Origin of the sequence: Nonomuraea sp. KM88, assembly GCF_052245635.1 — a bacterium.
GTDB lineage: Bacteria > Actinomycetota > Actinomycetes > Streptosporangiales > Streptosporangiaceae > Nonomuraea.
The window spans coordinates 34334-48386 of sequence record NZ_JBQQCC010000014.1; the positions used below are offsets into that span (position 1 = coordinate 34334).

Annotated in this window: 12 protein-coding genes and 1 pseudogene; 3 read left to right on the top strand and 10 right to left on the bottom strand. The window is 72.8% G+C overall.

Annotated features, from left to right (window positions below; genetic code table 11):
• Nucleotides 1-63 precede the first annotated feature (63 nt).
• A complete protein-coding gene (locus ACTWPV_RS34180) occupies nt 64-810 on the top strand; it encodes a maleylpyruvate isomerase family mycothiol-dependent enzyme (protein ID WP_443154925.1) in 747 nt (248 codons plus the stop codon).
• Here the strand turns inward: ACTWPV_RS34180 and ACTWPV_RS34185 are convergent.
• The 6 genes from ACTWPV_RS34185 to ACTWPV_RS34210 form a co-directional block, all read right to left on the bottom strand.
• Nucleotides 807-2006, bottom strand: coding sequence for an RNA polymerase sigma factor (locus ACTWPV_RS34185; RefSeq protein ID WP_347644807.1), 1200 nt, complete (start codon nt 2004-2006; stop codon nt 807-809). The two genes, ACTWPV_RS34180 and ACTWPV_RS34185, sit on opposite strands and share 4 nt — an antisense overlap.
• Nucleotides 2007-2101: 95 nt before the next feature.
• Nucleotides 2102-2923, bottom strand: a complete 822-nt coding sequence (locus tag ACTWPV_RS34190) for an aldo/keto reductase (RefSeq protein WP_347644806.1) — start codon at nt 2921-2923, stop codon at nt 2102-2104.
• Between the two features lie 74 nt (nt 2924-2997).
• Nucleotides 2998-3642, bottom strand: coding sequence for a response regulator transcription factor (locus ACTWPV_RS34195; RefSeq protein ID WP_347644805.1), 645 nt, complete (start codon nt 3640-3642; stop codon nt 2998-3000).
• Nucleotides 3633-4781 carry a sensor histidine kinase gene (locus ACTWPV_RS34200; protein WP_443154926.1) on the bottom strand — a complete coding sequence of 383 codons (1149 nt, stop codon included), beginning with the start codon at nt 4779-4781 and terminating at the stop codon, nt 3633-3635. The genes ACTWPV_RS34195 and ACTWPV_RS34200 overlap by 10 nt, the downstream gene beginning before the upstream one ends.
• A 10-nt stretch (nt 4782-4791) precedes the next feature.
• Nucleotides 4792-5583: an ABC transporter permease gene (locus ACTWPV_RS34205; RefSeq protein ID WP_443154927.1), complete on the bottom strand. Its 792-nt coding sequence runs from the start codon at nt 5581-5583 to the stop codon at nt 4792-4794.
• On the bottom strand, nt 5580-6494 hold the full coding sequence (locus ACTWPV_RS34210) for an ATP-binding cassette domain-containing protein (protein ID WP_443154928.1): 915 nt from the start codon (nt 6492-6494) through the stop codon (nt 5580-5582). Before ACTWPV_RS34210 ends, ACTWPV_RS34205 begins: the two co-directional genes overlap by 4 nt.
• A 205-nt stretch (nt 6495-6699) precedes the next feature.
• Between ACTWPV_RS34210 and ACTWPV_RS34215 the strand changes: the two genes are divergently transcribed.
• Nucleotides 6700-7767 (top strand): DUF5685 family protein, encoded by a 1068-nt coding sequence (locus ACTWPV_RS34215; protein ID WP_443154929.1) that lies wholly within the window; start codon nt 6700-6702, stop codon nt 7765-7767.
• Between the two features lie 9 nt (nt 7768-7776).
• Here ACTWPV_RS34215 and ACTWPV_RS34220 read toward each other — a convergent pair whose 3' ends face one another.
• Nucleotides 7777-8088 (bottom strand): YbaB/EbfC family nucleoid-associated protein, encoded by a 312-nt coding sequence (locus ACTWPV_RS34220; RefSeq protein WP_347644800.1) that lies wholly within the window; start codon nt 8086-8088, stop codon nt 7777-7779.
• A gap of 116 nt (nt 8089-8204) precedes the next feature.
• Between ACTWPV_RS34220 and ACTWPV_RS34225 the strand changes: the two are divergent.
• A pseudogene (locus ACTWPV_RS34225) lies at nt 8205-9442 on the top strand (RNA-guided endonuclease InsQ/TnpB family protein).
• On the opposite strand, the gene ACTWPV_RS34230 reads toward ACTWPV_RS34225, so the two are convergent.
• From ACTWPV_RS34230 to ACTWPV_RS34240, 3 genes are all read right to left on the bottom strand, one after another.
• Complete coding sequence (locus tag ACTWPV_RS34230; protein WP_443154930.1) at nt 9432-10310, bottom strand: WXG100-like domain-containing protein; 879 nt, start codon at nt 10308-10310, stop codon at nt 9432-9434. The pseudogene ACTWPV_RS34225 and the gene ACTWPV_RS34230 sit on opposite strands and share 11 nt — an antisense overlap.
• Nucleotides 10310-11047 (bottom strand): hypothetical protein, encoded by a 738-nt coding sequence (locus ACTWPV_RS34235; protein WP_443154931.1) that lies wholly within the window; start codon nt 11045-11047, stop codon nt 10310-10312. The genes ACTWPV_RS34230 and ACTWPV_RS34235 overlap by 1 nt, the downstream gene beginning before the upstream one ends.
• Before the next feature lie 97 nt (nt 11048-11144).
• The gene (locus ACTWPV_RS34240) at nt 11145-13973 is read right to left on the bottom strand and encodes a response regulator (protein WP_443154932.1); all 2829 of its coding nucleotides are present in this window, start codon (nt 13971-13973) and stop codon (nt 11145-11147) included.
• Nucleotides 13974-14053 lie beyond the last annotated feature (80 nt).

The window sequence follows — 14053 nt, forward strand, 5'->3', positions numbered from 1 at the left end:
TGAACCTCCACCCCACTGGAGTTTCTACGCTAGCGGTCCACCTGCTGAGAGGAGTTCTCACCCATGACGACGCTGGACACCGCGCGGCTCGCGGAGGGCTTGCGGGTACACACGGCGGGGTTCGCCCACGCGGTCACCGGCGGCGACCCGGACGCCCGGGTGCCGACGTGCCCGGAGTGGCGGCTGCGCGACCTTGCCGGGCACGTCGGGCACGCCCACCGATGGACGGCCGAGCTGGTGCGCCTGGCCGCGTCCGAGCCCGTCGCCGCGCCCGCCGCCGACGACCCCGGCCCGCAGGACACCTGGGCGCGGTGGCTGACGGACGGCGCGCAGGAGGTCGTCGACGCGGTCCAGGAGGCGCCCGCAGGCGCCCGGGTCTGGTCGATGACGGGTCCGACGCCGCCGGTGTTCTGGTTGCGCAGGATGCTGGGCGACACCGTCATCCACCACTATGACGCGGCGGCCACGACCGGCGTCGCTTTCGACGTCGCCGGCGACCTGGCGGCCGATGTGATCTCCGAGGGGATGGGGCTGCTCGCGGAGCCGTCCGCGGTGGAGTTCAAGCCCGAGCTGGCCGAGCTGCGCGGCAGGGGCGAGACGATCGTGGTCCGGCCGGACTCGGGGCAGGGCTGGGTGATCACCAGGACGCCGGACGGGATCCGCTGCGACCGCGGGAGCGGCGACGGCGACGTCGTGGTGTCGGGTCCGGTGACGGAGCTCATGCTGGTGTTCACCCGGCGCGTGCCGCCGCGCGACGTCGCGGGCGACCGCGCGCTGCTCGACCACTGGCTGGCGCACACCGCGTTCTAGCCCCAGGCGATCCGCTCCTCCAGCAGCGCCTGCTGGGCGGGGTTGGCGGTCAGTGCGAGGGCGCGCTCGTCGGCCCGCCGGGCCTCCGCCCTGCGGCCGAGATCGCGCAGCAGCTCGGCGCGGGTGGCATGGAGGAGCGGGTAGCGGCCCAGCACCTCGCCGAGGTCTTCGAGCTCGGCGAACGCCGCCTTCGGGCCGTCCACGTACCGCAGGGCGATGGCCCGGTTGAGCCGGGCCACGGGCGACGGGGCGAGGCAGAGCAGCATGTCGTAGAGCATGACGATCTGCCGCCAGTCGGTGCCCGCCCATGACGCGGCCTCGGCGTGGCAGGCCGCGATGGCCGCCTGCAACTGGTAAGGCCCGGGACGCCGATGTGTGCGGGCCGTCCGGGTCAGGAGCCGGATCGCGTCCTCGATGGCGGCGTGGTCCCACAGTGAGCGGTCCTGGTCGGCCAGCAGCACGAGCCGGCCGCCGGCGCCGAACCTGGCCGCGCCGCGGGCCCGGTGCAGCCGGATGAGGGCGAGCAGCCCGGCCGCCTCGGGCTCATCCGGCATCAGCCCGGCCAGCAGCGAGGCCAGCCACTCGGCGTCGTCGACCAGGTCACGCGCCTGGGCCCGCTCCAGCGTGCTGGACAGGTAGCCCTCGTTGAACAGCAGGTAGATGACGGTGAGCACCTCGCGCAACCGCTCCGGCCGCTCCCCCGCCGCGGGCACGCGGTACGGGATGCCCGCCTCCGCGATCTTCCTCTTGGCGCGGGTGATGCGCTGGGCCACCGTGCTCTCCCGGGTCAGGAACGCGGCGGCGATCTGCGCGGTCGTCAGCCCGCACACCACCCGCAGCGTGAGCGCGACCTGCGCCTGCCGCGGCAGCGCGGGGTGGCAGCAGGTGAAGATCAGCCGGAGCCGGCCGTCGGGTTCGCCAGGCTCCGGCACGCACAGCAGGGCGAGCTTGTCGCGGTGGTTGCTCTCGCGGCGCAGCAGGTCGAGGCCGCGCCGCCGGGCCACGGTGTACAGCCACGCCTCTGGCCGCTCCGGCACGCCGTCCTCCGGCCAGCGCACCAGGGCCTTCTCCACCGCGTCCTGCACCAGGTCCTCGGCGGCGGAGAAGTCGCCCAGCAGCGTCACCAACGAGGCGGCCAGCCGGCCGGCGTGCTCGCGCACCACGCGGGCCAGTGCGGCGTGGGAGACGTCCGTCATGGCCGCTCCTTGTCGTGTTCCCCGGTGTCCATCGTCCCGTCTCCTTCGATCGTCATGGGACAGACGATCGGGGGCCCGCCGTCCGCGACATCGGGTCAGAGTTCGACGTGGGTGTCGGGATCGCCGCCGAGCCGTCCACCGCCGTCGAGCTCGGCCATCCTCGCCATCTCCGCGTCCGACAGGCTGAAGTCGAACACCTCCAGGTTCTGCCGCATGCGCTCGGGGTGGGCCGACTTGGGGATCGGCACGGCGCCGAGCTGCAGGTGCCAGCGGAGCACGACCTGCGCGGGGGTGCGCGCGTGGGTGGTGGCGAGGTCGGCGACGACGGGCTCGTCGAGCAGCTTGGAGCCGCGGCCGAGCGGGCTCCACGACTCGGTGACGATGTCGCGCTCGGCGTGCCAGGCGCGCAGCTCGCGCTGCGCCAGGCCGGGGTGGAGCTCGACCTGGTTGACGGCCGGCAGGACGCCGGTCGCCTCGGCCAGCCGCTCGATATGCGCGGGGGTGAAGTTGGAGACGCCGATCGAGCGCGCCAGGCCCTGCTCGCGCAGCTCGACGAAGGCGCGCCAGGTGTCGACGTAGAGGTCGCGGCCAGGCAGCGGCCAGTGGATCAGGTACAGGTCGACGTAGTCGAGGCCGAGCCTGGCCCGGCTCTCCTCGAAGCCGCGCATGGCGGCGTCGTAGCCGTGGTGGGATCCGCGCAGCTTCGTGGTGATGAACAGGTCGTCGCGGGCCACGCCCGCCTCGGCCACGGCGGCTCCCACGCCGGTCTCGTTGCCGTAGCTGGCGGCGGTGTCGATCAGCCGGTAGCCGAGCGATATGGCGTGTCTCACGGCCTGATGTGCTCCGTCGTCGTTCATGGGCCACGTGCCCAGACCGAGACGCGGCATCGGGCGGCCGTCGCAAAGCATGATGGTCATGGCCACTTCCTTGCCCGATGCCCACCCGGAACAACCACTTTTGTCGCATTCGTCCCCGCGGTGCTCCGAGCTGGTCAGCCCTCGAGGTAGCGCAGGACGGCCAGCACGCGACGGCTGTAGTCAGGGTCACGGGGGAGGTCGAGCTTGTCCATGATGGCGTTGACGTGCTTCTCCACGGTGCTGAGCGAGACGTGCAGGCGCTCGGCGATGGCGGCGTTGACGAAGCCCTGCGCCAGGTGCCGCAGCACCTCGCCCTCACGCGGGCTCAGCCTGCTCACCGGGTCGGCGTGGGTGGTGCGGGCGAGCAGCTGGCGCACCACCTCAGGATCGAACGCCGTGCCGCCCGTACGCACCCGCTCCAGCGAGTCGAGGAACTCGCCCACCTCGGAGACCCGGTCCTTCAGCAGGTAGCCGAGCCCTTCGGCGGGCCCGGCCAGCAGCCTCGCCGCGTAGTGCTGCTCGACGTACTGCGAAAGGACGAGGACGCCTACGCCGGGCAGGCGCCCGCGGATCTCCAGCGCCGCCCGCAGCCCTTCGTCCTTGTGCGTCGGCGGCATCCGCACGTCGACCACCGCCACGTCGGGCCGGTGGCGCTCGACGGCGTCGAGCAGCGCGGGCGCGTCGCCGACGGCCGCGACCACCTCGTGGCCCGCGTCGTCGAGCAGCCGGGTCAGGCCCTCGCGCAGCAGCACGGAGTCGTCGGCCAGGATCACCCGCACGGCGGAGCCTTCGGCAGCGACGCGGCGATCCTGGTGGGGCCGCCGGGCGGGCTGTCGACGGTGAACGCGCCGTCGAGGGCCATGACCCTCCGGGCCAGCCCGGACAGGCCGCCGCCCGAGGGGTCGGCGCCGCCCTCGCCGTCGTCTGAGATCGCCACGCTCACCACCTGATCGTCCTCGTCCAGCACCACCAGGATGTCACGGGCGCCGGCGTGCTTGATCGCGTTCGTGATCGCCTCGCGGGCCACGAAGTAGAGCGCGGTCTCCACCTCGGAGACGGGCCGCCCGGCCAGCCCGTAGTGCACGGTCACCGGCACGCTCGACCGTTCGGCGACGCCCGCCAGCGCGGCCCGCAGCCCCAGTTCGTCGAGGGCGGTCGGGTAGATCCGCCAGGCGACGCTGCGCAGCTCGTCCAGCAGGCGGCGCGACTCGGTGTAGGCCTGGCCGACCAGCTCGGCGGTCCTGTCGTGGTCGCGCGTGTGCCGGGCGCGGCCGAGCAGCATGGCCAGGGCCACGCCTCGCTGCTGCACGCCGTCGTGCAGGTCGCGCTCGATCCTGCGCCGCTCGTCGTCGACGGCCCTGACGATGCCCGAGCGGGTGGCGGTCAGCTCGGCGATCCGCCTGCGCATCAGCTCCTCGCCTCCCGGGCCGAGGAAGCGGGCGGCCAGGCGCCGTTCCAGCGCCGCGACCCCCACCACGAGCAGGGCGGTCACCGCCAGCAGCACGGTCCCGCCGGTCAGCCCCAGCGTCCAGCCGCTGGTGACGAGCCGCACGCCAGGCAGGTTGAGCGGCACCGACTCCGACCCGCCCGCGATCAGCTCCCACATCCCGCCGGCGAGCAGCAGCCCGCCGACGAACAGGGTCGCCGCGCAGGCGTAGCCGCTCAGGACGCCCAGCGCGGCGCGGGCGGCGAGGAACGCGTAGCCGCCGTCCGGCCGGGCCGTCTCGTGGCCGAGCCACCGGGACAGCCTGGTCCGATCGGCGGCCACCAGCCGGTCCCGCCCCCGCGCCGCGAGCGGCCGGGCCGCCGGGATCAGGGCCGCGGGCCACGCCACCACGAGGAACGCCAGCTCGGCGAGGCCGAGGACCATCCCCAGGAGGACCCCGGCCAGCGAACGAACGACCACGGTTCCCGGCACGGGCGCGAGTCTAGGCGTCACGGCGGCGCAGCACGGCATATCCGGCCGCCAGAGCCACCGCCGTCCAGGCGAGCAGCCAGGCCAGCCCCTCCCCCGCGGAGTACGGGATCGGCCCGCCGGTCAGGTTGTCCGTGCTGCCCATGAAGGCCAGCCCGGCGAACGTCGGAAGGCGCATGGAGGCGTCCAGGGCCACCGGAGCGCCGGTCATCAGCAGGAGCAGCGGCAGGCCCATGAGCAGCATGAACACCACGGTCAGCGTGCCGGCCGCGCTGCGCATCACGGCCCCCGCTCCCACGGTCATCACCGACACGAGCGCCAGGTACGCCCCCGCTCCGAGCAGGTCGGGCACGACCTCGCCGATCGGCGCCACGACCAGGCCCCCGAACACGTCCGCCGACAACACCGCCTGAACGGAGGCCGCCGCCACGGCACCGGACACCACCCCGGCCGCGAACATCACGGGCCCCACGACCAGCGCCTTGGCGGCCAGCACCACGCCGCGGGCGGGAGTGGCCTGCAACGTGACCCGGATGCTTCCCGAGGCGTACTCCGACGTGATCACCAGCATCGCCGCCGCCACCATCGCGAACTGGACGAACGACGTCGCCGACACCACCGGCTCGCCGGCCGTCATCCGCACGCCCGCGCCGCCCTCGCGCAGCGCCTCGGTGGCCGTCGCGCCCCCCAGCGTGATCGCGCTCAGCACCATGAGCGCCAGCGCGCCGGCCAGGCACCACCACGTGGACCGCACCGACCACAACTTGCCCCACTCGGCCCCGACGGCCTGCCACAGCGTGCTCATGCCCCGGCCCTCCCCGCGCCGTACTCGACGCTCTGCGACGTCAGCTCCTGGTAGGCCTGCTCCAGCGACGCCTCGCGGGTGCGCAGCTCGTGCAGGCGGATGCCGGCCTCATGAGCCAGGTCGCCGACCCGCTCGACGGCGGCGCCGGTGGCCTCCAGCTCGTTCTCGCCGAGCCGGTCCACCGCGATCCCGGCGGCACGCAGGCGTGCGGCCAGGTCGCCCGCGTGCGGCGTGCGTACGAGCACGGCCGTGAGGGAGCTGCCCGCGATGACGTCGGCCAGCGGCGCGTCCATGATGAGCCGGCCCTTGCCGATCACCACGAGGTGGTCCGCGGTGAGCTGCATCTCGCTCATCAGATGGCTGGAGACGAACACCGTGCGCCCCTCGCCGGCCAGCGACCGCATGAGCCCGCGCACCCACCGCACGCCGTCCGGGTCGAGCCCGTTGACGGGCTCGTCGAACATCAGCACCTCGGGATCCCCGAGCAGTGCCGCCGCGATGCCGAGCCGCTGGCTCATGCCCAGCGACAGCGCTCCCGCGGGCCTGCGCGCCGCGCCCGCCATGCCGACCGCCTCCAGCGCCTCCGCGACCCGCCGCCGCGCGATGCCGTTGGCGCGCGCCAGCGCCGTCAGGTGCGCGTGACCGCTGCGCCCCGGGTGCAGGGCGCGCGCGTCGAGCAGCGCGCCGACCGTGCGCAGCGGGTTACTGATCTTCTGGTAGGGGACGCCGCCGATCAGCGCCGTGCCGGTGGTGGGCCGGTCGAGGCCGAGGACCAGGCGCATGGTGGTCGATTTGCCGGCGCCGTTGGGGCCCAGGAAGCCGGTCACCGCGCCCGGTTTCAGGTCCAGCGACAGGTCGTCGACCGCGAGCCGGTCGCCGTACCGTTTGCTCAGGTTCTTGAGGCTGATCACGCCGCCTCACGCTAGGCGGCCACCGCTGCGGCCACCATGGGGGCGATCCGCCGACCTCGATGGAGGAAAGCCGTAAACCATGTCATGACCATGCAGGCCGGTTGTAAGCCTCGGGCCCTACCCTTTCCCTTTGATCGTGCCTGAACGTCTGTGAGGTCGTGTGTTCGGAATCATCCGCCCCTGCGGTGACCATGGGTGCCCGTCGTTGCGTGCCGCGTGGCGGGCGCACCTGTGCGGGTTGTGCCTGACGTTGCGGGACGGGCACGGGCAATCGGCACGGCTGACCACCAACTACGACACGCTGCTCCTCTCGGTGCTCACCGAGGCCCAGCACCAAGGGGGCGCGCCGCGCCGCACGGCCGGGCCGTGCGCGTTGCGGGGATTCCGCGCGGCCGAGGTGGTGGACGCGCGGGCGCGCGGCGCGCGGCTGGCGGCCTCGGTCTCGCTCGTGCTCGCCGCGGGCATGCTGCGCGACCATGTGGCCGACGGGGACGCCGCCTTCGGCACCGCCGCCGCCCGCCGCCGGCTGGCCGCCCGCTGGGAGGCGGGCGGCGCGCGGCTGGGCGCCGGGGTCGGCTTCGACACCGCCGTGCTGGCCGCGACCGTGGACCGCCAGCTCGGCCTGGAACGCCTGGCCACCGCCCCGGACACCACCGGGCCGGACACCACCGGGCCGGACACCACCGGGCCGTACACCACCGGGCCGGACCACCGCGGCGCCGGTCCCGCGCCCGGGTTGAGCGTGCTCGATCTCACCGCACCCGCGGAGGACGCCGTCGCGACGGCGTTCGCGCACACGGCCGTGCTCGCCGGGCGGCCGGGCAACGCCCCCGCCCTCGCGGAGGCGGGCCGGTTCTTCGGCCGGCTCGCGCACCTGCTGGACGCGGCCGAGGACCAGCGCGACGACCAGGCGCGCGGGGCGTTCAACCCGCTGACCGCCACCGCCACCACGGCGGCCGAGGCACGCCGGTTGTGCGACGACGCCGCGCACGGGCTCGCCCTGGCACTCGGGGACGTCGAGCTGGCCGAGCGGCACCTGGTGGACGTCCTGCTCGGCACCGAGGTACGCCGGGCGGTGGCCCGCACGTACGGCTCCGCCACCGCCTCGTACGAGCGGCCCGGCTGGATCCGCAGGTCGGCGGCCGGCGTCGCGACGTTCCTGACGTGCGGGATGTGGCGGCCCCGGTGGAGCAGCCGGCGCGGCCGCCCGTGCGACGAGCGCTGCTACCTGCGCGAGTGCGCTGACTGCTGCGAGTGCTGCGACTGCTCCTGAGCGCGGCCGTCAGGAATCGGCGACGGTACTCGCGATGTCGAACGACTGGCCCGTCACGTCCTCCTCGGCCAGACGGTACGCCTCCACGATGGCTTCGCTCAGCGCCTTCGAGCCCAGCCGCATGGCGCGGGGGTCGATGTGCAGCGCGGCCAGCGACCCGGCGGTCGTGACCTCGACGGCGACCTGCCCTCCCGCGCTCTCGCCGCGTCCCCTGGTCTCCTGCAGCCGGCGGGTGACCTCCTCGAACCCGGCCGTCCGGGCGGCCATGTCGGCGAGGACGCGGTCGAGCTCGGGGTCGCCGGTGGGCGGTGGTGTGGTCATCGAATCTCCTTAAGCGTGGAGACCCCGGGCTTCAGCCCTGGGGAGGAAACGCGGCACAGTGCTGCATACCGAACACATGCACGATTCTTAGCTGATCGCGTGGTACCATGTGACGCGTGGCGCAGATCGTGAAGCGGGCCTACAAATACCGCTTCTACCCGACCCCCGGCCAGGCCGAAGAGCTTGCCCGGACGTTCGGCTGCGTCCGCCTCGTCTACAACAAAGCCCTCGAACAACGCACCCGCGCCTACATCATGGAAGGCCGCCGCGTCTCCTACGTGGAATCGTCGGCGAAGCTGACCGAGTGGAAACGCAGCGGCGACTACGACTTCCTGTTCGAGGTGTCGTCCGTGCCGTTGCAGCAGGCGCTGCGCCACCTTCAGGCGGCGTTCGCGAACTTCTTCGCCAAGCGCGCCCGATATCCCACCTTCAAGAGCAGGAAGAAGGCACGCGCGAGCGCGGAGTACACCCGCTCGGCGTTCCGCTGGCGCGACGGCACGCTGACGCTGGCCAAGATGGACACGCCGCTGGACATCGTGTGGTCGCGCCCGCTGCCCGAGACAGCCGAGCCGTCCACGGTCACCGTGTCCAGGGACGCGGCCGGGCGTTGGTTCGTGTCCATCCTCGCCGAGGAGAAGATCGCACCACTGGCTCCGGCAGAGCAGTCGGTGGGCGTGGACGCGGGCATCACGGCGCTGGCGACACTGTCCACCGGCGAGAAGATCGTCAACCCGCGTCACGAACGGCGCGACCGGCGCAGGCTGGCCAAGGCGCAGCGGGCACTCGCCCGCAAGACCAAGGGCTCGAACAACCGGGCCAAAGCCCGGCTCACGGTGGCGCGGGTCCACGCCCGCATCGCCGACCGCAGAAGGGATCACCTGCACAAGGTCACCACCCGGCTTGTTCACGAGAACCAAGTGATCGCCGTGGAAGACCTCACCGTCCGCAACATGGTCAAGAACCACTCGCCGGCCCGCGCCGTCTCCGACGCCTCCTGGCGGGAGCTTCGCTCGATGCTGGAGTACAAGGCGGCCTGGTACGGGCGCACGCTCGTGGCGGTTGACCGCTGGTTCCCCTCCTCCAAGCTGTGCTCGCAGTGCGGGACGCTGCAGGAGAAGATGCCGCTGAACGTCCGGGCGTGGACGTGCGCCTGCGGCGCGGTCCACGACCGGGACGTAAACGCGGCCAAGAACATACTCGCCGCCGGGCTGGCGGAGAGCTGAAACGCCTGTGGAGCTGGTGTAAGACCTCAACGAGAATCCTCTCGGGCGGGCAACCGGCGGTGAAGCAGGAAGACCAACCGGCGACGGTCGGAACCCCCGGCTTCAGCCGTGGGGAGAAAGTCAACGTTTGAAGATGAATGCTCTCGGCGCGTGCGCCATCGCCGAACGCAGGGCTCCCGCCGCGCTCAGCTCCCCGCTGATGACGAGCGGATAGATGGTGGACGCCGAGAGGGTGCGGCGGAAGAATCGGCCTGCCGAGCCGGCGCCCAGCAGCGTCTCCGTGACCTTCGTGGCGGGGAAGAACCTGCGCACGTCGCTCAGGGCCTTGATGCCGCCGTTGTAGGCGAACTCGGCGGCGAAGTGCTTGCCCGCGTACTCGAAGAGGTTGCCCATGGGCTGGCCGGTGGCGGCGGAGCTGGCGGCGTGCACGCCGGTCTTGAGCACGGCCCACGTGACGGAGTCGGCCAGCGCGTCGAGGCCTTCGCGCACCAGGTAGGTGCCGACGCGGCGCTTGCCCATCCGCTGTTCCAGGATCATCTTGGTGATCTTCTGGAAAAGGGTGCGCTCCAGCTTGGCCCTGGCGACCAGCATGTTGAACGCCCGCTGCGCCGCGAACCTGGCCGCCGGGTAGATGAAGCCGAACATCATGGTGAAGGCGAGGGCGGCCAGCTGGGTGCCGATGATCCAGAGCTGGTCACGGTGCTTGTCGACCGCGTCTGAGTAGTCGTCGCAGCCGTCGGCCAGCTCGTGCAGTTCCTCCTGCAGGGCCGCGTAGCGGGGGGCGAGCTCGTACGGCCACACGTCCGCGAACCGGTCCACGGCCCTGCTGTCGTTCTTCGTGCGGGCCTCGGCGACGGCGGCCTCGGTGCGGGCAGCGACCTTGCCGATCGAGCCGGCCAGGTCGCGCAGGGCCTCGGCGCGCGCCCTCAGGTTGGACGTGTCGGCCTCGGGCACGTGCACCTCGGCGAACCAGGCGAGCGCCTGGAAGGGGTCGAGCATCAGGCGCCTTCCCTGGGCGGTGGAGCCTGCGGGATCGGCGGCTGCGCGAGGTCGGGGATCTCCGGAAGCGTCCGGATGATCTGCTGTTCCAGGTGGTCCCACAGCTCGTCGAAGTCGCGCAGGCCGGCCGCCGAGATGAAGCTCTTGTCCGCGATGCGGCGCATGGCGTCGGTCAGGGAGTCGTAGCCGTCGGCGTACCACTCGGCGAAGGCGCGGCCCTGATCGTCACCCCCCACCAGGCCGGACGTGTCGGCCATCGCCGTGGCCGCGCGCTGTAACGCCACCACCTGGTCGCCGGTCCTGTCGAAGAGCCAGGCGAGGTCGCGGATCGACCACCAGTCGATCTGGACCTGGTCACCGCGGCCCTCAGCAGGGGAGCACGGAGCCTGTCCGGCGGGCGCGGGCGCGGGCTCCGGCGGCAGGGCGGGGTCGGTCGTCGCGCTCTCCGACGGGGACGGCGTGCCGCTCGGGGTCTGCGAAGGCTCGGGGGCCGGGCTGTCCGAGGGCGTCGGGGTCCCCGAAGGGGTGGGGGTCTCCGAGGGGATCGGGGTTTCCGAAGGGGTGGGGGTTTCCGAAGGCGTCGGGGTTTCCGAAGGGGTGGGGGTTTCCGAAGGGGTGGGGGTTTCCGAAGGCGTCGGGGTTTCCGACGGGCTGGGGCTGCCGGTGGGGGACGCGGTGGGCGAGGCCGTGGGGCCGGGGGTGGTTGCCGGGTCGGGCCCACTGGACGGATCCGCCATCGACCCCTCCTTCACCAGTAGGCGATCACGCGACGACAGAGAGACAGTGACGGCGACGAACCTCGCACAGGTCAATCTCCAGGAATATAGCGCTAAATCATGTTAAAAGGGCGTTCATCCATGAGGGAGGTTCCGCGAGCAGTTCGCCCAGCTCATCGATCGCCTCTCTCTCGACAATCCCCGTGCGGGCCGCGTCCTCGACGCGCTCGCACAACGCCGCCTCGCGGACGGCGCCGACGGTCGCGCAGGCGCTCTTGAGCCGGTGGGCGAGCGCGCCCGTCTCCGCCGCGTCGCCGGCCTCCCCCGCCCGCCGCAGCTCGTCGAACGTCCGCGTCGCGGTGGCGAGGTACGCCTGCGCCACGTCGGCGACCGCCTCCGGTGACAGGCCCGCCAGCTCCGGCGGCAGGCTCGAGTACGCCGCCCACTCCGGGATCCTCGCCAGCACCCTGGGCCAGTCGACCGGCTTGGCCAGGTGGTCGTCCATGCCCGCCTCCAGGCACCGGATCCGGTCGTCCGGCATGGCCGCCGCGGTCATCGCGATGATCGGGGTGTGCCCCTCCTCCCTGCCGCGGATCTCCGCGGTCGCGGCCAGCCCGTCGACCACGGGCAGCTGGCAGTCCATGAACACGAGGTCGTAGCCGCCGGCCAGCACGGCCCGCACCGCCTGCTCGCCGTCGTCCACGGTCTCGACCTCGTGCCCGGCCTGCTGCAGGATGAGCATCGCCACCTGGCGGCTCACCTCGTCGTCCTCGGCCACCAGGATGCGCGTGCCGCCGTCCTTCCCCTCGGCCTGCGCGCCCTCGCCGGGATCGCCGGGGGCATCGGCGGTGCCCAGGGCGTTCTCCACGGCGGCGAGCAGCCGGCGGCGGCTGAGTGGCCGGGTGATCGACTGCACGGCGCGCTCCCCCGAGGCGCCCGGCCAGGCGAACCCCGAGCGGCCCGGCGTCACGACCACGACGACGCTGGTGGCCTGGAGCAGCGGGTCGGTGAGGATCACGTGCGCGAGCGACTCCGACTCGCCGAGGTCCAGGGCGACGACCGCCAGCTCGTACGGCCGCCCGCTCGCGGCGGCGGCCCGCAGCAGCGTCAGCGCGGACGCCTCGTCCTTGGTCTCCTCCACGGCGAGCCCCGCCTCCGCCAGGGACCTCCCTGCCAGGGTGCGGTCCTGGGGGCGCGGGTCCGCGACGAGCACGCGCCGCCCCTCCAGCGCCTCCGGGTTCGGCTCCGACCACGTCAGGACGTCGACCGGCAGGGTCGCCCAGAACCGGCTGCCCACGCCCTCCACGCTGTCCAGCCCGATCCGCCCGCCCATGAGCTCGATGAGCTGCCTGCTGATGGCCAGGCCCAGGCCGCTGCCGCCGGTCCTGCGGGTGATCGGCGAGTCGACCTGGCGGAAGACGCCGAAGACCCGATCACGGTCGTCAGGGCCGACGCCGATCCCGGTGTCGGCGACCGCGAACCGCAGCACCGCCCGTTCGTCGCCGGGACTGCCCTCGTCCAGGGTGACGTGCAGGTCGACCCCGCCCTGGACGGTGAACTTGAGCGCGTTGCCGACCAGGTTCGTGAGCACCTGGCGCAGCCGCGCGGGGTCGCCGGCCACCTGCCGCGGCACGCCCTCGTCGAGCCGGAGCGTGAGCCAGAGCCCTTGCTCATAGGCGTGCGGCGCGAAGGGCGCGACCACCTCGTCGCAGAGCCGCGGCAGGTCGAACGGCGCCGCCTCGACCTGCAGGTGGCCCGCCTCGATCCTGGACAGGTCGAGGAAGTCGTCGAGCAGGCGCAGCACGTTCCTGGCCGCGCCCTGGGCCGTGGCGGTGTAGTGGCGCTGCTCGTCGTCCAGCCGGGTGCCCATGAGCAGGGAGTTCATGCCGAGCACGCCGTTGATCGGGGTGCGGATCTCGTGGCTGATCTTGGCGAGGAACTCGGACTTCGCGCTGGAGGCGTTGACCGCGTCGTCCCTGGCGGCGGCCAGTTCGGCCGCGTACCTGGCCAGCGTGGCCTGCGCCCGGCGGCGGCCGTGCTCGCTGCGGATCTGCAGGCCGAGACCGATGAGGATGAGCAGCGCCAGCAGGGCCGCGACGGCGAGCACGTTGGACCTGAGCTGTTCGGCGGAGGCCAGCGCGGCGGCGGCCGGCACCTCGGCGGTGACCGTCCAGCCGATGCCGGGGATCGGCTCGGACGCCGACAACACCGTGCCGTCGATGCCGCGGAACGTGCCGTTCCAGGTGCGCCCGGCGAGCGCCGCGTCGACCCGCGGATCCTCGCGCAGGGAGGTGAGGGCGTACAGCTTCCTGCCGGGGTCGGCGACGAGCACGCCGGCCTGGTCGGTGATCAGCAGCCTGATGCCCTGCGCGTTCGCGGCCTGCTCGGCGAACTCCTGGATGGCGTCCAGGCTGTAGACGACCGTGAGGATGCCGAGCATGCGCTCGCCGTCGGCGCTCGGGATGGGCGCGGCCACGGCGACGGCTCTGGACACGCCGACCATCGTGGGCGTGTACGCCTGGGAGACGTGGGCCTGCCGCCGGTCGCGCACGGCGCGGTACCAGTCGGTGTTGCCGATGTCCTGGGGCAGGCCGCTCGGCGGTTCGGCGCCCATCATGTCGCCGTCGGGCGTGATCAGGATGAGGCCGCTGACGCCGTCGCGCTGCCGTTCGAGCTGGTCGAGGAAGCCGCGCATGGACGTGGCGGTGACGCGCCCGACGGCCTCGCGGACCTGGGGGCGTTGCGCGAACGCGGTGACGAGCTGTTTGAGCGAGTCCATCTGCTGCTCCACCACGACCCGGCTCACCGAGGCGGTGGTCCTGACCCGGTCGGTGACCTCGTCCCGCACCGCCTGCTCCGACAGGGAGATGCTGGAGGAGGTGAGCAGCGCCAGGGGCAGCAGGCCGAGTAACGTCCACAGGGCCGTGACCGCGAGCAGCCATCTCACCGGCGTCCGTCCCTTCCCGCTGTCGTCCGCGTACAGATTAGGAGGAAACGGGCGTCAGCGGCGGATCGTGATGAGCAGAA

What these genes read in the sequence shown, in the direction of transcription:
- ACTWPV_RS34180 (WP_443154925.1), top strand. Translation starts at nt 64, where the DNA reads ATGACGACGCTGGACACCGCGCGGCTCGCGGAGGGCTTGCGGGTACAC.
- ACTWPV_RS34185 (WP_347644807.1), bottom strand. Translation starts at nt 2,006, where the DNA reads ATGACGGACGTCTCCCACGCCGCACTGGCCCGCGTGGTGCGCGAGCAC.
- ACTWPV_RS34190 (WP_347644806.1), bottom strand. Translation starts at nt 2,923, where the DNA reads ATGACCATCATGCTTTGCGACGGCCGCCCGATGCCGCGTCTCGGTCTG.
- ACTWPV_RS34205 (WP_443154927.1), bottom strand. Translation starts at nt 5,583, where the DNA reads ATGAGCACGCTGTGGCAGGCCGTCGGGGCCGAGTGGGGCAAGTTGTGG.
- ACTWPV_RS34220 (WP_347644800.1), bottom strand. Translation starts at nt 8,088, where the DNA reads ATGACCACACCACCGCCCACCGGCGACCCCGAGCTCGACCGCGTCCTC.
- ACTWPV_RS34230 (WP_443154930.1), bottom strand. Translation starts at nt 10,310, where the DNA reads ATGCTCGACCCCTTCCAGGCGCTCGCCTGGTTCGCCGAGGTGCACGTG.
- ACTWPV_RS34235 (WP_443154931.1), bottom strand. Translation starts at nt 11,047, where the DNA reads ATGGCGGATCCGTCCAGTGGGCCCGACCCGGCAACCACCCCCGGCCCC.